This is a genomic window from Nostoc sp., from assembly GCF_036917355.1.
GTDB lineage: Bacteria > Cyanobacteriota > Cyanobacteriia > Cyanobacteriales > Nostocaceae > Nostoc.
Genome location: NZ_JBALDP010000022.1, coordinates 14,654 through 35,248, shown reverse-complemented (window position 1 = coordinate 35,248; position 20,595 = coordinate 14,654). Strand labels below are relative to the sequence as shown.

The 20,595-nt window shown below is 42.4% G+C and carries 13 protein-coding genes and 1 pseudogene; 6 read left to right on the top strand and 8 right to left on the bottom strand.

The window, feature by feature from the left end; all coding sequences use genetic code 11:
- The first annotated feature begins 242 nt into the window (after positions 1 to 242).
- From V7K53_RS06085 to V7K53_RS06075, 3 genes are all read left to right on the top strand, one after another.
- On the top strand, positions 243 to 701 hold the full coding sequence (locus V7K53_RS06085) for a M67 family metallopeptidase (protein ID WP_335196714.1): 459 nt from the start codon (positions 243 to 245) through the stop codon (positions 699 to 701).
- Positions 702 to 834: 133 nt separating this feature from the next.
- Positions 835 to 2,007, top strand: coding sequence for a molybdopterin-synthase adenylyltransferase MoeB (gene moeB, locus V7K53_RS06080; protein WP_335196713.1), 1,173 nt, complete (start codon positions 835 to 837; stop codon positions 2,005 to 2,007).
- Positions 2,008 to 2,379: 372 nt separating this feature from the next.
- Positions 2,380 to 3,579: an MFS transporter gene (locus tag V7K53_RS06075; protein WP_335196712.1), complete on the top strand. Its 1,200-nt coding sequence runs from the start codon at positions 2,380 to 2,382 to the stop codon at positions 3,577 to 3,579.
- 83 nt (positions 3,580 to 3,662) lie between these two features.
- Here the strand turns inward: V7K53_RS06075 and ftsH4 are convergent, their stop codons facing one another.
- Positions 3,663 to 5,531: an ATP-dependent zinc metalloprotease FtsH4 gene (ftsH4, locus tag V7K53_RS06070; RefSeq protein ID WP_335196711.1), complete on the bottom strand. Its 1,869-nt coding sequence runs from the start codon at positions 5,529 to 5,531 to the stop codon at positions 3,663 to 3,665.
- Positions 5,532 to 6,101: 570 nt separating this feature from the next.
- The gene (locus V7K53_RS06065) at positions 6,102 to 7,184 is read right to left on the bottom strand and encodes a peptidoglycan-binding domain-containing protein (protein WP_335196710.1); all 1,083 of its coding nucleotides are present in this window, start codon (positions 7,182 to 7,184) and stop codon (positions 6,102 to 6,104) included.
- 794 nt (positions 7,185 to 7,978) lie between these two features.
- On the opposite strand from V7K53_RS06065, the gene V7K53_RS06060 reads away from it, so the two are divergent.
- Entirely contained in the window at positions 7,979 to 8,635 is a 657-nt protein-coding gene (locus V7K53_RS06060; RefSeq protein ID WP_335196709.1) for a class I SAM-dependent methyltransferase, read from the top strand.
- Between the two features lie 59 nt (positions 8,636 to 8,694).
- On the opposite strand, the gene V7K53_RS06055 is transcribed toward V7K53_RS06060, so the two are convergent.
- Complete coding sequence (locus V7K53_RS06055; protein WP_335196708.1) at positions 8,695 to 9,651, bottom strand: aldo/keto reductase; 957 nt, start codon at positions 9,649 to 9,651, stop codon at positions 8,695 to 8,697.
- 331 nt (positions 9,652 to 9,982) lie between these two features.
- On the opposite strand from V7K53_RS06055, the pseudogene V7K53_RS06050 reads away from it, so the two are divergent.
- A pseudogene (locus tag V7K53_RS06050) lies at positions 9,983 to 10,741 on the top strand (SDR family oxidoreductase).
- A gap of 93 nt (positions 10,742 to 10,834) precedes the next feature.
- Here the strand turns inward: V7K53_RS06050 and V7K53_RS06045 are convergent.
- Both V7K53_RS06045 and V7K53_RS06040 read right to left on the bottom strand, forming a co-directional pair.
- Positions 10,835 to 12,586, bottom strand: coding sequence for a serine/threonine-protein kinase (locus V7K53_RS06045; protein ID WP_335196707.1), 1,752 nt, complete (start codon positions 12,584 to 12,586; stop codon positions 10,835 to 10,837).
- Between the two features lie 417 nt (positions 12,587 to 13,003).
- Positions 13,004 to 14,680: an alpha/beta hydrolase gene (locus V7K53_RS06040; RefSeq protein ID WP_335196706.1), complete on the bottom strand. Its 1,677-nt coding sequence runs from the start codon at positions 14,678 to 14,680 to the stop codon at positions 13,004 to 13,006.
- Positions 14,681 to 14,736: 56 nt separating this feature from the next.
- On the opposite strand from V7K53_RS06040, the gene V7K53_RS06035 reads away from it, so the two are divergent.
- Positions 14,737 to 15,204, top strand: coding sequence for a GFA family protein (locus V7K53_RS06035; protein WP_442940473.1), 468 nt, complete (start codon positions 14,737 to 14,739; stop codon positions 15,202 to 15,204).
- 150 nt (positions 15,205 to 15,354) lie between these two features.
- Here V7K53_RS06035 and V7K53_RS06030 read toward each other — a convergent pair whose 3' ends face one another.
- The 3 genes from V7K53_RS06030 to V7K53_RS06020 form a co-directional block, all read right to left on the bottom strand.
- The gene (locus V7K53_RS06030) at positions 15,355 to 15,774 is read right to left on the bottom strand and encodes a hypothetical protein (RefSeq protein ID WP_335196705.1); all 420 of its coding nucleotides are present in this window, start codon (positions 15,772 to 15,774) and stop codon (positions 15,355 to 15,357) included.
- 100 nt (positions 15,775 to 15,874) lie between these two features.
- On the bottom strand, positions 15,875 to 17,428 hold the full coding sequence (locus V7K53_RS06025) for a YcjF family protein (RefSeq protein ID WP_099100707.1): 1,554 nt from the start codon (positions 17,426 to 17,428) through the stop codon (positions 15,875 to 15,877).
- Between the two features lie 174 nt (positions 17,429 to 17,602).
- Positions 17,603 to 20,479 (bottom strand): NHLP bacteriocin export ABC transporter permease/ATPase subunit, encoded by a 2,877-nt coding sequence (locus tag V7K53_RS06020; protein ID WP_335196746.1) that lies wholly within the window; start codon positions 20,477 to 20,479, stop codon positions 17,603 to 17,605.
- Positions 20,480 to 20,595: the final 116 nt, after the last annotated feature.

The window sequence follows — 20,595 nt, the reverse complement described above, 5'->3', positions numbered from 1 at the left end:
GAAGGCTGCGATACCTTGGTAAGAATACTCCAAGTAAAAAAATGCCCAATTGTCATTGCTAGTGAAGCGAAGCAATCGCAAAGACTGGGATTGCTTCGCTTCGTACCCTTCTCTACGAGAGGCTGCGCCAACGGGAACGCCAAGGGCGAACGCAATGGAGTGGTACGCAAACGCCTGCGGTTTTTGCTAGCATACGCATTCAGCAAGAATTGTTAGAAGTTGCTAAAATTACAAACGCAGACATGATCAAACTTAGCCAAGAACACTTGCAAACCATCCGCACCCATGCCGAAAGCACCTATCCAGATGAGTGCTGTGGTATAATTTTGGGCTATCTGGCTAATGAGGGCAAAACTGTGGTAGAAGTCATGCCAACAGAAAATGCTTGGAATACAGAAGCGGCTGCTGAGTTTCCAGGAGGACGCACAACAGAAAGTAAAAGACGGCAATATACGATCGCACCCGAAATTATGTTAAAAACACAAAGGGAAGCTCGCGATCGCTCATTGAACATTATCGGCATTTTTCACTCCCATCCAGATCATCCTGCTATACCCTCAGAATGCGATCGCCTATACGCTTGGCAGGGATACTCGTATATAATAGTTTCCGTCCAAAACGGCAAAGCTGGAGAACTCAAAAGTTGGAGCCTTGATGATACTCATCAGTTTCAAGCAGAGAAAATTGAAAATATAAAATAACTGACTTAGTTTAAAGACAGTCACTCATAGCTGTTTTCGCCGCTATCACAAATGAAAATTCATTTTTCCCACTCCTAATAAGATCCAGTTTTTCGATAGGATTAATATTCCGCTTTCCCACATCATAACTGCTATGCTCAATCCCAATCTGGACGAAATCCAGTTGACTAAAGACGATTACGAACGCTACTCCCGACACCTGATTTTACCGGAAGTAGGACTAGAAGGACAGAAGCGCCTGAAAGCCGCTAGTGTAATGTGTATCGGTACAGGCGGACTCGGTTCACCACTACTTTTATATTTGGCGGCGGCGGGTGTTGGACGCATCGGAATTGTCGATTTTGATGTTGTCGATACTTCTAATCTGCAACGCCAAGTAATTCACGGGACATCCTGGGTAGGTAAACCCAAGATTGAATCGGCAAAAAACCGAATTCACGAGATTAACCCCTATTGTCAGGTTGATTTATACGAAACTCGTCTGACTTCCGAAAACGCCCTGGAGCTGATTCAACCTTACGATATCGTCGTGGATGGTACTGATAACTTCCCCACCAGATATCTAGTTAACGACGCCTGCGTATTGCTGAATAAGCCCAACGTCTACGGTTCAATTTTACGCTTTGAAGGGCAAGCTACTGTATTTAATTACGAAGGTGGCCCGAATTATCGTGATCTTTTCCCAGAACCACCACCACCAGGCATGGTTCCTTCTTGTGCAGAAGGTGGCGTATTGGGAATTTTGCCAGGAATTATTGGTTTAATCCAAGCAACCGAAGCTGTTAAAATCATTCTGGGACAAGGCAACACTCTCAGCGGGCGATTACTGCTATACAACGCCTTGGATATGAAATTTCGGGAGTTAAAGCTGCGTCCGAACCCGATTCGCCCAGTAATTGAAAAGCTGATAGACTACGAAGAATTCTGCGGGATTCCACAAGCTAAGGCAGAGGAGGCAAAACAGCAGATGGAAAGTCAAGAAATGACCGTCAAGGATTTGAAAGAGTTGCTGGATAGCGGTGCGAAGGATTTTGTACTGCTGGATGTCCGTAACCCCCATGAGTACGACATTGCCAAGATTCCGGGTTCAGTGTTGGTGCCCTTACCAGACATTGAAAATGGGAATGGTGTTGCTAAGGTGAAGGAAATATTGAACGGCCACCGCTTAATTGCTCATTGTAAGATGGGTGGGCGATCGGCAAAAGCCCTAGCTATTCTCAAGGAAGCCGGAATTGTCGGGACGAATGTTAAAGGCGGAATTACCGCTTGGAGTCGAGAAATCGATCCTTCAGTCCCAGAGTATTAACAAGAGAGGCAGGAGGCAGAAGGCACAAGGAAGGGTTAAAGGGGAAGGGTGAAAGGGGAAAGGAGAATATCTGTCCTTTTCCCTTTAACCTTTTCCCTTTTCCCCTCTTCTTCTGCCGTGAGCAGAGCGAGTTTGCGGTTTAAGTCCCCACATCTCATCTCCTGATGACCTTTTTAAAATTAAAAGTTAAAAATTAAAAATTATTCTATTTTTAATTAATTAATTTTGGTACAGAGCTAACAATGATAGATAGCGTAGTGTTAGCGAGGCCACGTACTCCTGCAAAGAAGCAAGCTAGGCGCAGCGTCTTCTTAGAGAGCGTCTTGAAATTTTTAATTAATAATTTTTAATTTTTAATTGGAGCGAAGCGACTTGACTACCTCGAAATCTCATCTGAATATTTTATGGGTGCAAGTTTGGGTGTTGGCAGCTGTGCAGGGAGCAATTACGCTCTCGTGGTTAATTTATAATATCTATTTACCGCAACTTTTGACTCAGTTTGGTTTTCCTGCTTCACTGGCAGTTGGTTTGGTGCTAGTCGAAAATGCCTTGGGTGCGGTGCTGGAACCACTGATGGGCGGACTTTCAGACCAAGCTAGGCGCTGGGTAGGAACTCGGTTTCCTTTTATCTCAGTAGGTATGATTCTCGCATCGGCTTTGTTTATTGCCATACCATGCGTTGTAAGTTTAATCCCGCCTACTACTGTGATGCGATCGCTCTTACCTATAGTATTGGTAGCTTGGGCATTGGCAATGACAATATTTCGCTCTCCAGCTATGTGCCTGTTGGGGATGTATTCGAAACCAGCCCAGTTACCTTTAACAGCAAGTTTTGTCACTTTAACAGGCGGTGTGATTGGAGCTTTTAAACCAATAAGCTACAAGTTTATTCTGAGTTTAGGCCCAGTTTATACTTTTGCGATCGGTTCTTTTGTGATGCTGGGAGCGGCAGCCGTGTTTCGCTTAGTCAATCCTCCAGAAGTACCAGTGGATAGACACCAAGCAGAAACAGTAAAGTTGCCCTTAGAAAAATTGGCTTTGATTTTAGGAACTGGTTTTGGTGTAGCGTGGGGTATCCGATTTCTCATGGATGTCTTGGGCAAAGTGCTGAAAGCCCAACTGAATACTGATAATATTGATATGCAAATGGTATGGATTGGAATAGCGATCGCAATTGCCAGCATACCAGCGGGAATTTTCGCCGTTAAAATTGGTAATCGTCAAGCAATGCTTTGTGGGATCTGTGCAATCATTCCTTCGTTATTGATAATGATATCTCTGGGCGCACAAATTCCAATAATTGTGTTAATCATTGCGAGCTTTAGTTTAATTGTCAACGGGGCAATTCCTTTTGCTTTAGGGTTAGTACCCCAGCGGTGGGCGGGATTAGGAATCGGGATGTATTTTGGTGGATTTGCTTTAGCAATGAGTTTGTTTGGCATTATATTTCCCCAACTGCAAGTAATAACACCTTTTGTTGGTGCTGTTGGGGGTGCATTGGCATTTTTCCTGGCTGGTATTTGTATTGCGATAAGTGGGATTTCTGAAACGCAAAGGAACGCAGAGGTTTAACGCAGAGGGACGCAAAGTTATCTTCTGCGTCCCTCTATGTATGAATTACGAATTACGAACTTGTACTGAGCGTAGCCGAAGTATTACGAATTAGCTACGGGTTTAACTTGACTCAACAAATCGTGCAGTTTTTCGCCTTCAATGACCTCTGTTTCTAAGAGTTGAGTAGCGATCGCTTCTAGCAAGTCTCGATTCCGTCTGAGAATCTCTAGGGCTTGTTCGTGGGCTGTTTCTACGATTTCCTTGACTTCGCTATCAATGGCTTTGGATGTGTCTTCACTTACCGCCCGCCGGGGATTAGCACCACCATTACCCAGGAATGCTGCTTGTTGTCCTTGTTGATAAGCTAATGGCCCTAAGACTTTGCTCATACCATAAGCTGTTACCATCCGTTCTGCCAAGTCAGTTGCTCGTTGCAAATCGTTGGAAGCACCTGTAGTAATACTGTTAAACACAATCTCTTCAGCGGAACGTCCACCTAACAAGGTTGCAATCTGACCCCGCAATTCTGCTTCATTCATCAAAAAGCGGTCTTCAGTTGGTAATTGCAGAGTGTAGCCCAAAGCTGCCATCCCACGAGGAATAATCGAAATCTTTTCTACACGACCGTTTCCGGTTGTGAGCGCCCCGACCATTGCGTGACCAACTTCATGGTATGCAACAATCTTTTTCTCAGTCTCGTTCATCACGCGACTCTTCTTCTCTAAACCGGCAACTACCCGCTCAATTGCTTCGGCAAAGTCTTCTTGAGCAACCTTTTCACGCAGATTGCGCGCTGCCAATAATGCGGCTTCGTTTACCAAGTTTGCCAAATCTGCACCAGCAAAACCGGGAGTACGAGTAGCGATCGCTTTTAAATTTACATCATCTCCTAATTTTACCTTTTGAGCGTGAATCTTGAGAATTGCTTCACGACCAGATAAATCGGGACGGTCTACCAACACTTGGCGGTCAAAGCGACCTGGACGCAGCAATGCCGGGTCTAGGGTTTCGGGACGGTTGGTAGCTGCTAGTACAATCACCGTTGCATCCCCAGCTGCAAACCCATCCATCTCAGTTAGTAATTGGTTGAGGGTTTGTTCGCGCTCATCGTTACCACCGTAGAAGCCGTTACTGCTACGAGACTTACCAATCGCATCTAATTCATCAATGAATACAATACAGGGAGCTTGTTTTTTGGCCTGCTCAAATAAATCCCGCACTCTGGAAGAACCTACACCGACAAACAATTCTACAAATTCGGAACCAGAGATGCTGAAAAATGGAACTCCTGCTTCTCCTGCTACGGCTTTCGCTAACAGTGTCTTACCAGTACCTGGAGGACCAACTAACAACACACCTTTGGGAATCCTAGCGCCAATTTGTGTAAACCGTGCCGGAGTCTTGAGGAAATCTACAATTTCTACTAACTCAGTTTTTGCTTCTTCTACCCCAGCCACATCTGCAAAGGTGATTTTCGCGGATTCGCCTTCAACGTAAACCTTAGCTTTGCTCTTACCAATGGAAAGCGCACCTTGAGGACCACCGCCACCGCCACCACGGGCGATAAAGAACTGCCAAATACCAATAAAAATCAGTGGTGGAATCACCCAACTTAAGAGAGTTGTAAACCAAGTATTCTTGGGTGGCGGTGTCGCAGCGAACTCAACTCCCTTTTCTTCTAGAAGTTTGGGTAACTCTAAATCAAAGATTGGTGTCGTTGCAAACACTTGAGCCGGCTCGGCATTTTCTGCTTTTAATTGGTAGATAATCTGGTTTTGGCCAACGGAAACACGGCTGACTTCCCCTTCCTGTACTTGATGAATAAATAGGCTATAAGGAACACCAGTAGGGCCAGAAGCAAATAAACCAGGCAAAAATAAATTTAACAGCAGGAATAGTCCTGATACTGCCAGTAATATATTAGCAACGATCCGAAACCGAGGTGACTTAGGCTGTTCTTTAATTCCCATAAATGTTACCAATCCTTAAATAATGAAAACTAACTTGAAAATTGGGCATAGGGTATGGGGCATGGAGCATTGGTTTTCCCCTGCTTCCCCTGTTCCTTATTTCCCTTAACGCTTTGAGAAACTTGATTAAAGACTGGTCAAAAATGCTGGTATATTCGCATCTGAGCAATGTCTACGACGGGCTTTAAGGCTCAGGATGCTCGTTAGCCCTTGCATCTCTCTTTGGGAGAAGACTCGCTAACGGTAAGGCAAAGTTGTTCAGCTTGTCTCGATCTTCAAGTATACTACCGTTTCTCATAATTTTTCCCATTTAGCAATGTTTGCAGCTTTTTTTTACTTATTTATGTAACTAAACTTAACAATTTAATTAATCTTTGTGAACTAACGAGCAAATACGGTTTACCGTACTCAAAAAATATGCAGAGATTGGGAGACGCAAATAGAAATCCCCCACAAAGAGTTATTCTGGAGCCTTGGCGGAGTTTTCCTTGCTCCATCTGGAATTTTTCTCAAGTCATTCTACTTTGAAGTCTAGAACTGCGTTCTCCATATATGCGGTTCCGCTAGCCATTAATGTCCATCATTAGACCAGTGGGGGCGATCGCTAGATAATTTAATCACACCGTAAGAACGCCCAACCTGCCATAAAGTAGAATTTTCATAACTCGTTCGTGGCTGATCGATACTAACTATCGTTCCACTAGCGTTTTTGATCTTTAAGGTTCCTGACCAAGTAATTTCCCAATCAATTGCTAATCTTTGGGTATGACGAGAGGTAAGAACAGGTCGAAAAGCAATATTATAAGCAGACACCATTTCTTTAGCAGCTTGGACAGAACCAGCATTGGTGTAATGTAGCCAATTAATATCTACATTAGGCATCGGTGGAACATCTTTGGCAGCAATTTCATTATTACTAATACGGAAAGCGTAGTGCATTAAATAAGCCCGTTCTGATGGGCGAAATACTGAAGAGATATCAATACTAGCTCCGGCATTTTTTAAGGCTTGCTCAAAAGCTTGTACTTTTTGACGGAAGGGAGAAGCTAAATCATCAATTAAGTCGCTGTCTGGGAAAAAATTAACCCAGGCTTTTCCACTCAGTCGTTGTCTTAATTTTTTGGCGTATTCAGTTATGTTGTCTAAAGCCAACTCCAAATCAATCCCAAGCTTAGTTTTTGTTGTATTAGAAAGCTGTTGAGCTAATTCGGCTCGAAAATTGATGTCTCTTATTTTATAAGTTTCGGCTAGTCCTTTTGTACTGTTGGGACCAAAATCCCCATCAGCTACTAATGGAGGATTCAAACGACCGATCGCTGTTAAACTTTTTTGTAAATCTTTGACCTCATTTTCTCCAAAGTTCAGATAGGTTAATAATTTTTTCCCGGAATTGGTATAGATAGCGAAATAAATTGCAAAACCTTGCTCTAGCGCTTTTTTATAAGTAGCAGTATCGACAATTCCCGTTACTGTTAAAGCATTACTAGTCTGATAATCACGAGTTGCTTGAGCTGTAATATTCCCAAAATCACCATCAACGGCAGCAATAGGGAAGTCATAATCTAAAAGAAATTTCTGCCAGGCAATTACAATTGGCCCTTCGGATTTTTTTTGGAGAGTTGGAAGTTGCAAAGCTTGAAGTTTAAAGCTCATAGTTTTTCTTGGATGAAACAATTGTTTTCAGTTAATTTTTCTGTCGCTATAGGAATTCGGTTTGATTTCTAAAATTATTTGTGTAGGGAGGGAACAGGGAGCAGTAAAGAAACCTCTTGAAGTTGTGCTAAGTTTTTCAAAAATCAAATACTAGTCCTATATTCGTCGTATAATTTAAGTTATTACGGCTGTCATTTGGTATCTCGTACTTCATGAGAGCGATTAGAGTTCAATAAAAGCTGTTTTGCAAAACTCACTTTAGATTATAACATCCACAGTTATATTAGCTTTCTCACGGATACTTAAAATAGGAAGCAGCTATCTCTTTAACTTGTTGGCAAATGGGGCCAGAAACTTTTTGGAGGTGAGCCACAGCAAATTGCGTAGGCTAGCAAAAACCGCAAGCATCCCCCATGCTATTATCCAAGACCCGCCAATTTTGATTTGAAATGAGGATACTCTGCGCTAGGTAGTAAAATCAAAGCGGCTATTCAAAAATCTCTGGCTATAATTAGCCAAAATTGTATAACCATAGCGTAGGCAAAGCCCCACTTCGGCTACGCTCAGTGACCACCGTAGGCATCGCTCATCGTCATATATATAAACACCTCTATCCTTTTGTCCTTTCTGTGATATCTTACGGTCAGTCTGCTACGCGTAATACGTTAATTAAATTCATCCTATCAGGTGAGTCTAATGGGTGAGGTACAACAAACATAAAGTATTGTACCTTGAGGCTATCAAATGGTTGTTTAGCACCCCAATTTCTAGGCTCAAAAATTAGGAAGTAGATAATGACTGTAAACCAAATTATTGGAGATTCAAAAAATAATATTTTTGCAAACGTTGGTAAACATTTTTTTGCCTGGATGATGGCTTCAAGCACTAGCAAATACGATAAAATTGTCAGCGATCGCAAACGTTCTCTTTTTGCTAATCTCCAAGGTAAAGTGTTAGAAATTGGCCCAAGAGCAGGCGCTAACCTACCCTACTATCCTAAAGATATCCATTGGATAGGAATCGAGCCAAACTCACATACGCATTCCTCTCTCCAAAAACAAGCAGAAAAACTGGATTTAAATATTGACCTCCGCATTGGTAATGCTGAATGGTTAGATGCCGAAGATAATAGTATAGATACTGTTGTTAGTACATTAGTTTTATGCTCTGTGCCGAATATAGATTATACATTGCAGGCAATTTTAAGAGTACTTAAACCAGGTGGACGCTTCTTATTTATTGAACATGTCGCCGCACCTCAAGGAAGTTTATTGCGACAACTACAAAACACAGTTAGTCCAATTTGGAAAGCAATAGGTGATGGTTGTCATCCAGATAGAGAAACTTGGATAGCATTAGGAAATGCTGGTTTTAGTAGCATTCATTATGAGCGATTTGATGCACAATTGCCAATTGTTAGTCCTCATATTATCGGCGTAGCGACAAAATAAAAGTATGAATAAACCCCCGGCTAAAGTCGTGGGGTTTATGAGGTTTTCCACCAGAGATTTTATGGATTCTCGCGCAGGAAAGTATCAATATCATTTAGTTCTTGCTGATTGAGGCGAAAATCTCCAGCGCCAATGATTCCTTCTACCTGCTTGGGATTGCGTCCGCCAACGATCGCCGCAGTCACCGCCGGATTATTTAAAGTCCAAGCGATCGCAACTTCACCTGGAGAGCGATCGTGTTGTTTACCAATGTGTTGCAACACCTCGACTAGCTTCAGGTTACGAGATAGACGTGGCTCCTGAAATTCACTACTGTTTTTGCGCCAATCATTATCTGGGAAATTAGCAACTCGCTCAGGTGTCATCTTTCCTGTGAGCAAACCAGATTGCATAGGTGAATAAACAATCACACCTATGTTATTTTCCTTACAAAAAGGCAGAATCTCCTTTTCGACATCAGGCTTCACCAGCGAATAAGGCGGTTGCAATGACGTAACTGGTGCAATCTCTTGGATACGTTTCAACTGTTCGACATTGAAATTGGAAACTCCGATATAGCGAACCTTACCCTCATCCTTAAGCTTGGCCAAAGTTGTCCAGCCTTCTTCAATTTCTGAGTCAGGGTTTGGCCAGTGGATTTGGTAGAGGTCGATGGTTTCAATTTCGAGTCGGCGCAGACTGGCTTCAACCTCCCGCCGCACAGAATCCGCTTTCAGACTGCGACCAATTTCGCCCTTCTCATCCCAGATCATTGAGCATTTCGTGAAAATGTAAGGGCGACTAGATCGACCTTTGAGCGCCTTAGCAACAACCTCTTCAGAATGCCCTAAACCATAAATAGCTGCGGTGTCAATCCAATTAACGCCGAGGTCAAGAGCGCGATTAATCGCAGCGATCGATTCTTGGTCATCTTGCTCTCCCCAACCAAAAGCCCATCCACCTCCACCAATCGCCCAAGCACCAAAGCCGATTGGGGTAATGTTAAGCTCCGAATTACCAAGCTGTTTGGTTTGCATATCTACCTTCTGCAAGAATTTTTGAGTCAATTGTTACTTTACGCTGCAACTATTTTCTCAACAGCTATCTGAAGTGTGAATTACTACTGGTGCAAACATGACAGCCAATCACTCTCAATACGGTTTGGATAAGCACTTTTCATATCCGTTGTGGTTTGGGGAAAGGGCAAAGGGTAAGGGGTAAAGGTTTGAATTCACCTTTTTCCCTTTTCTCTTTAACCGAACTGTATTGCAATTACTCTTGAATGTTGTATTGATACATATTACTTGTATACTAAACTTGCTCAAAGATAGTAACAGTTGTCAGTGTCAATCAAAATAGAGAAGCAATATGTCAGAAGATTTAAAAGACAAAGTTGCGCTGAACGCAGGCGCAAACAAAGGTATTGGGTATGAGATTGCCCACCAATTAGGTTCTAGAGGTGCTACTGTTATTGTTGGTTCAAGAGATATAGGACGTGGTGAAGAAGCGGCGAATAAACTTCGTTTTAGCCAGATCGATGCCCGAACAATTCAACTTGATGTGAGCGACTAAAAAACAATCGACTCTGCGGCTAAACAAATCGAGAGCGAATTCGGAAAACTTGATATCCTTGTGAACAATGTTGGAATAGTAAGTGATGGCGATGCCTACGGCGGTAAACTACGCCTTCTACCTAGTCAAGTTGATATTGAAACACTACGACATACTTATGAAACGAATGTATTTGGAGTGTTTGCAGTTACAAAAACGTTATTGCCGCTTTTAAAGAAATCAAAAGCAGGGCGAATAGTGAATTTATCAAGTGGTTTAGCTTCTCTGACTCAGAACTCCGATCCAAATTATGAATTCGCTGATTTTAAGCTTCTTGCTTATAACTCATCCAAGACAGCAGTAAATGCAATCACAGTTTTATTGGCTGCCGAACTTAAAGATACCCCAATTAAAATCAATGCTGCCGATCCTGGTTTTACAGCAACTGACATTAATCAATATCAAGGATATCGCACAGTTGAGCAGGGTGCGCTCGCAGCAGTGAGACTCGCTACTCTACCTAATGATGGTTCTAGCGGAGGATTTTTTGATGAAAACGGTGTAGTTCCTTGGTAAAAAGTAGAAGGCATTGGGCACGGGTTATTCCCCTTGTCCCATCGCAAGCTACGTGCGGCATCTCCTAAAGAGCATGATTACGAATTACGAAACCTACCGAATATTAACCTCTTGAAGGTAATTTACTCCTTGAAGATATTCAACCTTAGTAACTGAATTTTTAGGGACGAATAAATTTGTTCTTTTTGCAGAAGCTATCTTTTGATTGTCAGTCAGTACGCGTTGTTTTTGAGTATACTCATTTAATTTGACTTGAGCTTGAGAATAAACTAGAGTATCGTTGGGAATATTTCGGAGGAATTTTACAGCCCGATCAAAATCGCCAATAGATGCTTTTTTATAAGCTTTCTGTAAAAAGTAGGCTGCTCTAATCTGCCGCTTTCGATTATATTCAGCTAACTTATCTTGAACTAAAGCACCTGCATGACTTTCTTGAGGAATTTGACGCAGATATTGTAAGGCAGCAGAAAAATCTTTGTCAGCAGCTCTTTCGTAAGCTTTTGCTAATAAACTTTGTGTCTGTAATTCAATGTTTACAGATGCTTTCTGAACTATTTTATCTGTTTTAGATTGCCAATATAAAATCTTGGGAACTTTTGCAGCAGCATGAAGAACATCTGACCATCTGCCCTCCTGAAAAGCTAATTGTGCTATTTCGTATTGCTGTGCAGCTACTTGCCATTGCTCTTGCCATTCTTCAATTGTGGCTTGTGCTTCTGGATAAACATTGCTGTGAGAAGGAATTGATTTAGCAAGTGCGATCGCTTGTTCCAAATCCCCTGCTTGATATTCTTTTGTTGCTTTATATAATGTATCTGTTTCTGAATATGCAGGTGCAGTATTAACTAAAGAATATACACCAAATCCCATTAATAAAGAATTAGCTGCCAGCCCTACTTTCATTCCTGTGAATAATGGGGATAATTTCTTAGACGCAGGATTTTTCGCTACTTCTAGAGAAAATTGAGAATCTCCCTCTAATATTTCTGATGGCTGAGGTTCCCAGATTATTTGTTTGAGTACCCGCAGTACTTCACCGGCAGACTGAAAGCGGTCTTGGTGATTATAACGGATCATTTGGCTGAGAACAGCAGCTAGATAATCGTTAACTGGCGTGTTTTGAGAACGCCAAAAAATTTCATTAGTAGAAGGATCGGTTTTTAATTGTAGTGGTTCTAGCCCTGTTAAAGCCTGGATGGCAATCATACCCAAAGCATAAATATCACTATTGGGCTGTGTTTGACCAATAAATTGCTCTGGTGGTATATATCCCAATGAAGTGACGGGAATTCTATAAATGGGCAATTCTGCACCTATGCCAAAATCGATCGACTGGATTGAGCCAAAGTCAATCATAACTAACTTGTTATCAACAGTACGTCTAATCAAGTTTTCCGGCTTGATATCGCAATGGATAACGCCTTGAGAGTGAACAAATTCTAGAATACCTAAGACATCTATCAAAAATTCTACAACTTCGCTCTCACTCCACAGACAGCCGAAATGTTGCTCGATGGGCAATTCCGCAGTCAGCGCATGTCCTTCAATACACTCTTGCACTATATAAAATCGCTCGTTTTCTTCAAAACAGGCGATGAATTCAGGAATTTGGTCATGGCTTCCCAGAAGCTTGAGGGTTTCAGTTTCAGTCAGAAACAGTAACCTCAGCATCTCCAAGTAGCCGGATTCAGAACTGCTAACTTTAATCTGCTTAATAACGCATTTGGGATTGTCTGGATAATCTACGTCTACAGCAATGTATGTTTGCCCAAACACCCCTGCACCGAGGCTTTGGACAACTTGGTAACGCCCTTGTAGTAATTTACCGATTATGTGGTGGGTCATGACCTGGTTACTCAGTAAGTCCTTTTATCTAGTTTTTCTGACATTCCCTCCTGTTTCCGGAATACTTTAGAAATAAATAACCAGAATTTTGACACTTTAAATATAAGTTAATTTTTTTAAGTATTTTTGCTTATGAAAAATCTTTTTTTTAGTAAAACAAATACTTCGCAAACAAAATGCGAAGTATTGGCGGTGCTACATTATTAACTGGGAGATTGATGTTTATAATAGCTGCCTTGTAAAAAAAATACCTTACAATCTGCAATTGCCCATCAGGATGTCGAGTTTGTCCAGCAAGTGCTAAAGGCAACGGCAAGAAGAAAGAGCAAGAGAGAAATGCGGCTCAATACTGTCAATTAAGGGGAAAGGGAAAAGAAAAAACCTTTACCCTTTACCCTTGATTTAGGAATCACCTGTCTAATCTTGAGTCTTTTGTTGATATATTTGCGGCGCAAGAATCACTTGAATTTGCTTTTCGTGGCATTTTTGAGAAAAAATGCTAATTTGCTCGGACTCGCCTCCTTCAATTGACAAAGATCGCAAAAATCCTTGAAATCCTAAAAAAGCTAATTCATAAATAGCTTTCTGACTAAAAACACCTTCAAAATAGCCCGTGTGGGTATCAACACCTTGAGGATCTCTATTGTTAAAAGACTTCCGAATAAATGCCAAGGTGAGGAAAATATAATTCCCAAAATTTATCGCTGGCTTTTGGATGGCAGAACTAACTATTCCGATCTGATTCATCCGGTCATCTTTATAATCTGTACAGTCAAAATATGTAAATATATCTGCGGGTTGTACCAAGTCTTCTGACATTTCAGTTATCTCTTCAAGTTTTCTATGTTCGCTACTAGAAGAACGAATTTCTAAATATTTATAAGGATTATCAAGTCTGTAACCTTTGCCATAGTCTTGTTTGTGTAGATTAACAACTCCATATCTGGGTGTGTGACCCACTGAATCATTTTTATTGTTGAAATGTTTAACTGTTATATTACCAAGCCTGTACCCACTAATACGAGTTCGCGATGGGAAACTAAAATAATTTGCGGCAGTAGAAGTAAATCGTAACGCTAGGTCTCCTTCATTACAAAATATATAAGCTTCTTCACAACGACGTAAAGAAGAACGAAGAAAATTAGCACGTCCTGGCAAGATACTTTCTACAGGAATATCAGGTGCAACTAGCACAAGTCTGCCTAATCGAAATACATTGCCAATATCCGAATTCGGTTTTTTATTAATAGATTTAACATCAAAAACATCAGAGAGAATCCGAATTACATCTGTAACTACAAAACACCCCATACTATGACTGACAAAAGATAATTTAATGCGCTTGTTTGGGGAAAGTTTTACTGTGTAATCCAACTGTCTGATCAATTCAACTAAATCTGTAGTCCCATAATTACTTGCTCTATAAGTATCACGAAAATAAGTAGATATCCTGAGAATAATTAGTGTAAAGATAATTGAAGATACAATCCCAGATAAAATTAACATCGCTGTGAAAAAGTGGACAGCACTATTACTCAAAATATTTAGGAATAATAAAGTTATGGCAGACCATATACTAATTGTTAGTCCCAAAGCTAAATTAATTGCTAGTAAAGTTGGTAGAGAAGAAAGTGCGTTGATTAGCTTTTGCCCAAAGGAACCAGACTCATCCGTTTTTATAGGATTTTCTGATGGCCATCTGTATCCGATAAAAATATACTTATTTGGTTGTTCAATATGCGTATTAACATAATCATAAATCTTTTTGCACCCCGTCTCTGTATCCGATGGTGTAGAACTATATCCATGAATATTTATAATTATTTCTGCGTCGGGGCTTGATTGCAAACTTTTAGAAATTTTCTCAATCATGTCTTGGGCTGAAGGTTCAGCTTCTCCATCATTGATATTAAAAAACTTTTTATTAGCAACTGATGATAAATACCTATTAGAATTGTCTTCTTCTGTCTCAACGTTCAGTTTCGCAGTACTAACTACTAAATAACCAGGTATTTTTTCCTGATTATTTTTTTTAAATTCGTAAATTTTATACGGTTGATTATCTGGCAGACTCTGATTATCAGGATAGGTCATGAGGTCTATTTCCTTTTACAATTTATATTCAGTATAGAGAACGGAGGCGGCAGATCGTGAACGACTGGAATTTACCCTGGGAAGGTGGATGCCGTTGCGGACAGATACGGTTTCAGGTAAGTGCCCCGCCTCTGCTAACGATGGCTTGCCACTGCACGGGTTGTCAGCGAATGACCGCCAGCGCTTTTTCTTTAAGCGTCGCGATCCCAAACGTTGGGTTCTCAATACTGAAAGGTCAGCCGACCATTGGCGGTTTGCACGGCGCGACCCGCCATTACTTCTGCCCGCACTGCATGAGTTGGATGTTTACTCGCCCGGAAGGAATAGACGAGTTCGTCAACCTTCGTGCGACGATGCTGGACGATGCGTCATGGTTCACACCTTTCATCGAAACTTGGACGAGGGAAAAGCTGCTATGGGCGATGACCTCTGCGGTTTATAGTTTCGAGACCCTGCCCAATTACGAAGACTATGCTTCCCTAATAGAAGAATACGCCAAGCAAGTGTCGAAACCTGCACGATGACGAACCGTTTTTGAACGGATTTACGACTGGCTCCCGGTGCGATCGCTTACAAAACCGCTCCCCCCAAAGACTAGTGGCGAATACTTCAGTCATCAACTCAAACGGTTGCAGTCAGGCTAGGGGGATTTTAGCCACAAAAGTCAATAAACTTTAGCGTTGAACTGAAGTTTGCTTTAGCGGGGTTCCGTTCCAAGAGAAAGTAGGTTCGCCCTCGCAATAGCTCCATCTTGCTTCCCAGGGCATAGGAAAATTAGGAACTAGAAAGCGGATTGAAAATCGTCCCCAGGTGTTGCTCAACTTGCCTGACCCATCTTCTCGTGACGTGTCACATTTGATATTGGAGTTACCAACCCAATAGCCATGATAAATTCCACGATTGCTCGTTATTCCAGCTAGCCCTTCAATGAAAATAGTTCCTCCTGGATAAGTCCATATAGCAGTTTTACCGCGTTCGCTTTGATAGACTACTTTGCCATAGCCGCTATTCCACACTTCATCTGCAAACGCAATTTTTGGCACAGCCGCCAAAACAAATACTGCACTGACAATTACTAGTTGCTGAAACTTCATTGCACTCCTGATTTCTAGTGAGCGTATAACACTACACACAGATGATATCGCTTGTGGTCATAAAACTAACAATTACAATTTATTTTTTAATTTTCAATATTTAACTATTGACTTCTTCATCATGTTCAACCACCTCAGATTTATCTTGTAATGGCTTCACTACCCGTGCGATCGCTTCCTGAATAAAAGCTTTAATAAATTCATCTCGGCGATTAATTTGAAACTGTCGCTGTACAACTTCCGTCATTCCACCATCACCCCAATCTTGGTCATGACGAAAATATTCAATGAAACTTTTACCTGCAATTCGCGTTAAATAAGCTGCTGTCACGCCTTGAATTGCTCTACCAATAATAAAGGTGGCAACATTGAGTTGCAAGGCTGTAGATAATAATTGAATTGCTCCCTTAACAATGCCCAAACTGGCGATGGTTTTCGCTAAAGAAAGAGCTAATTCTCGTCCCCGTTCCATATTCAATTCACAGCCATACACTCTACCAATTTCCACAACCATTTGAGCATTAACTGCGGCTGTCGCCAATAAATCTACAACTGGTATCGGCGTGACTGACACCACACCAGCGCCAATCCATTGAAACCGTTCTACGATTTTGTCAGCTTGACGGCGACGCTGCCCATCAATGAGTTTTCGCGCTTCATCTCCCAATCGCAGAGATTGCAAAAGAATATTATCCGCCACCAAATCTTCACCCTCAGCACGTAAAACAGCAGCCGTGCGCCGCAGCAAAGGGACAATATCCGGTTCTGGCTGGAAGGTTTCGCCAGTTTCTAGTTGTGCAGGTTGGGGATTGGCAGCGATCGCTACCACATCATTAGTAGCAATAAATCCCCGTACCCGTTGACGCAATCTCGCAAGGATGGATTCTTTATCTTCATCTGTATATAAATCAGTTTTGTTGAGAACTAGGAGCGATCGCTTGCCAATTTCTGCCAACCCCCGCAGCGGCTCATATTCTGAGCGTCGTAAATCATTATCTACCACAAACAACAGTAAATCTGCTTCTGTCGCCAGTTCTCGTGCCATTTGTTCCCGTTCCGTTCCCGCCACTCCTGCTTCTAAAATTCCCGGCGTATCCGTAATTAAAATTTTGCGTTCTAATCCCTTCAACCGCAAACAATAAGTTTCCCCAACCTGAGTCGTACCCATCGGTGCATCTACTTGACCGACCATGCGTCCCATAATCGCATTAACTAGGGAAGTTTTGCCAGCACTCCCCGTACCAAATACCACTACTTGAATTTCCCCCCGTGCTAAGTTGGCTTCAATCTCTCGCGATCGACTTAATAAAGCTTGACGTGTGACTTCATCTTGAATTTGCGCTACCTGTTGCCGCACAGCCTGGAGAGTTGTAGAAGCAGCATCAGATTTAGCAGCAGGAATTTGGGCCGCAGTCGCTCGCTTCGGATTGCGACGCGATCGCTTTTCCCCGGATCTAATCACCAATACATAATAGACAAAAGCGGCAACCAAAGCTCCAATCAGGATAATCAGCAGCAACAGCAGTAAATTGCCTAGCAACGGCGAATAGGATAATTGCCAATAGAGGCGTGATAGGGAATCAATTAGCCATAGGGCTAGCCCCAAAATGACGATCAGACCGACAATCAGCGTTACTATGCGTGACAGAGGCATGGCTGGGAAGTTTTAGTAAGTATTCAGTAGGCAGATGCTTCTAATCTTAATAGTTTCAGCATTTTTTACCAGAGTAGAAGACTTGCAAAGAATAAATTACTTAAAAACATTAAGAGAGCAAGCTTAAATAGGAGCGAAGTTAATTCAGTTACTTACTATCTTCCTAATACACAGTTAAAGCAACTGTTGCATCATAAGTTGTGCAAATAGCCCTGATTGATTTCCTAGTTCAACAAAACTACCCTGCTGCACTACTTTGCCATTTGCAAGTACGTAAATTCGGTCAGCGTTTTGAATAGTACTGAGGCGATGAGCGATCGCAACCCTAGTTACCTTAAGCTGTTGTAAACTTTCACTGACAATTGCCTGGGTTCTATTATCTAAAGCGCTAGTCGCCTCATCGAATAGCAAAATCCGGGGTTTCAACACCAACGCCCTAGCAATTAACAACCGCTGTCGTTGTCCACCAGAAAGATTGCTACCTCCTTCACTGACGATTGTATGCATCTGCATCGGCATCGCCGCTACATCATCTGCAAAACCTGCCATCTGGGCTGCTGACCAAGCTTCGTCCATCGTCACTAAGGCACCACTGGCAATATTCTCGAAAATAGAGGCCGACATCAACCGACTATTTTGCAATACCACACCCAATTGACGGCGTACAGCATGGACATCCAAAGAAGTTAAGTCTTGCCCGTCATAGTAAATCGTGCCAGATTTCGGGAATTCAAACCCCAAAAGTAACCTCAATAAAGTTGATTTACCGCTACCAGAAGGCCCGACAATGGCAATAAATTCTCCTGGTTCAGCACGAATATTGACATCATCCAGCGTCAAGGGACCATCATCGCGATAGCGGAAAGTTACCCGGTCTACAACTAATTTGCCCGATAACCTACCCGGATCTGCTTGAGCAGAAGTAATTTCCGGTTCAGCTTGCAAAATAGGTTGGGCCCGTTGCCACAAGGGTAAAACTTGCAAAACTTCCACAACTGTGCTGCTTAAGCTAGTGGCTCCGTTAATAAACGTGCCAAAAGCAACGTTGAATGCTAAGAAAGTGCCAGTGGATAAACCACCTCCTCCAGGAGTTTGGGATTGCCCAATTAAACTAGTAGCAAACCAGAAGAGGGCAGCAGTGGTTAACACAGGTAATACTTGATTGATTACCGCAAGGCTGTCTTCAATGCCTTGGGTACTCAGCATTAATTTCAGTTGATGCGTATACTGTTTACCCCAGTAGGCGAAGGCGCGGGTTTCAGCTTTGGCGATTCGGAGTTTGGCAACTCCATTAATTAACTGCACCATCACACCAAAGATTTGTCCTTGCAGCTCTAGTAATGGGCGAACTTTACGGACAATAAGAGAACCAGAGATGATAGTGACGGCAATATTTACCAGTGCCACTGCACAAGCTATGAGAGCTAAGGAAACATTGTAGTAAAATAACAATCCCAGATTTAGGAGGGAGAACAAACTGGAGAAGATTGTTTTTAAGACTGTGTTACCCAATCGCTGGCGAATTTGAGTAATAGCCGTGACTCTAGAATCCAAGTCACCAACTGAGAAAGAGCGAAAAAAGGAAACCTTCAAGTTTAACAATCGATCCCAAACTGCGGCTTGGGTGGAGGAATCGGCAAAAGTTTCCAGCCTAATCGTGGCAAACCCAAGGGCTAGTTGAAACAGCGTTCCGCCAAAGGCAGCAGCCACCAAAGCAATAGCAATTTGGCTCAACAAGCCTCGATTAGCATCTGGGATAGCTTTGTCGATTAGGATAGCCGTAGCTTGAGGTGTCAGCATTCCTAACAGACTGATGGTAATTCCCATTACTAAAACTATAATTAGTTCTTTGTAATGTCCTTGAAGGGCAAACTGAAGTAAATCAAAAGTTTTCAGCTTTTTATCAGGTAAAGGTCGATAGAATGCGTAGGCAGTCTTCGCTAGTGCTGCTGCTATTTGGGCATCGATAGAGATAGGCGTTCGTTCCCCAGGAAGGTAGAGTTTGTAACGTGTATCAGATACTGGTAGTAGTGCCACTGGCAGTTTATCAGCAAGCGTAAATGCCAACATCGGCCCGCAATCCTTTTGCCACCAGTTGTCCCGCAACTGAATTCGCCGCACGCGGATACGCGAAGCACGAGCGATCGCTTCTACAGGATCTTGGACTCGATTAGAATCTTCTGAAGCAGCTGGCGGACAAATCTTAATTCCTAATGCTTGTCCCACGGCACCAGCAGCAATTAGTAAGGCTTGGTTTGGGTCAGTTGCATCAAGATTACTACTGAATCCTAAACTATTATTTAGCCTGTCTGACTTTGGCTGTGGCAATACAGATGCTAATTCTGCTAACGTCTCTTGCATCACTTGGCTTTCAAGACGTTCCCTGGCTTGAAATCTCAGTAATTCTGCATCCATCTCCTGGCGTTGCAGCAGATTAATGCAGTGGAGGAAGTACGTTTGTAGTTGGGACAAACCACTTAACAAGGAATCGATATCTTCTATGTCTGCGGTGTTAACACTTATCAACTCCACAGTGTTATGTGCTTGTAACCATACATTTTCAGCCAAAGGCAACATTCCAGAGGCAGAAGTTAACGGCAGTTCTGCAAACCCCATCCATCTAGCCCGCCCTTGGAGAATTTGCACCCACGATATTTGATGCGGCTGGAAGATTTGGTCTTTGACTAAGGAGAACTGGCGGATTTTTGGCAGCGATGTTGGTGTCGTTGGCGTAGTGATAGCAGCAAGTACCGAACCTAATTGATAAATCCAGCGTTCTATCAGAGTTACTACTTCTTTATTAGCATCAGCAAACAACTGGTTAAAGTCTGCTCTCGATACTTTGAGAATTTCTGTCTCCTCCAGCGACACTGCTAAAATTTCTTGCTGCTTGCCCTCCAAACTTGGTGCGATCGCAAACATCGCCTGTCCAGCCGTGCTACTAAATAAATAGCGACGAGTGCCTTCGGGAACCCCATCATTAACTGCGATCGCAAATAGCGCCAAGTAACCAGATTTTACTAGCCAAATTGTCTCCGGGTCATCTAGCAGTAGCGATTCATTGCATTGAAAACGATAGTGTTGTCCTTTGAGGTTTGCAAAGGATAAGAGGGAAGGCTTCTCTACGAGACGCTCCGCGAACGCCGGGGAAAGGGGAAGGGGGAAAG

Bases quoted from the DNA above. Each gene is read 5' to 3' on its own strand.
- V7K53_RS06085 (WP_335196714.1), top strand. From the start codon at position 243: ATGATCAAACTTAGCCAAGAACACTTGCAAACCATCCGCACCCATGCC.
- moeB (WP_335196713.1), top strand. From the start codon at position 835: ATGCTCAATCCCAATCTGGACGAAATCCAGTTGACTAAAGACGATTAC.
- ftsH4 (WP_335196711.1), bottom strand. From the start codon at position 5,531: ATGGGAATTAAAGAACAGCCTAAGTCACCTCGGTTTCGGATCGTTGCT.
- V7K53_RS06065 (WP_335196710.1), bottom strand. From the start codon at position 7,184: ATGAGCTTTAAACTTCAAGCTTTGCAACTTCCAACTCTCCAAAAAAAA.
- V7K53_RS06060 (WP_335196709.1), top strand. From the start codon at position 7,979: ATGACTGTAAACCAAATTATTGGAGATTCAAAAAATAATATTTTTGCA.
- V7K53_RS06055 (WP_335196708.1), bottom strand. From the start codon at position 9,651: ATGCAAACCAAACAGCTTGGTAATTCGGAGCTTAACATTACCCCAATC.
- V7K53_RS06045 (WP_335196707.1), bottom strand. From the start codon at position 12,586: ATGACCCACCACATAATCGGTAAATTACTACAAGGGCGTTACCAAGTT.
- V7K53_RS06040 (WP_335196706.1), bottom strand. From the start codon at position 14,680: ATGACCTATCCTGATAATCAGAGTCTGCCAGATAATCAACCGTATAAA.
- V7K53_RS06030 (WP_335196705.1), bottom strand. From the start codon at position 15,774: ATGAAGTTTCAGCAACTAGTAATTGTCAGTGCAGTATTTGTTTTGGCG.
- V7K53_RS06025 (WP_099100707.1), bottom strand. From the start codon at position 17,428: ATGCCTCTGTCACGCATAGTAACGCTGATTGTCGGTCTGATCGTCATT.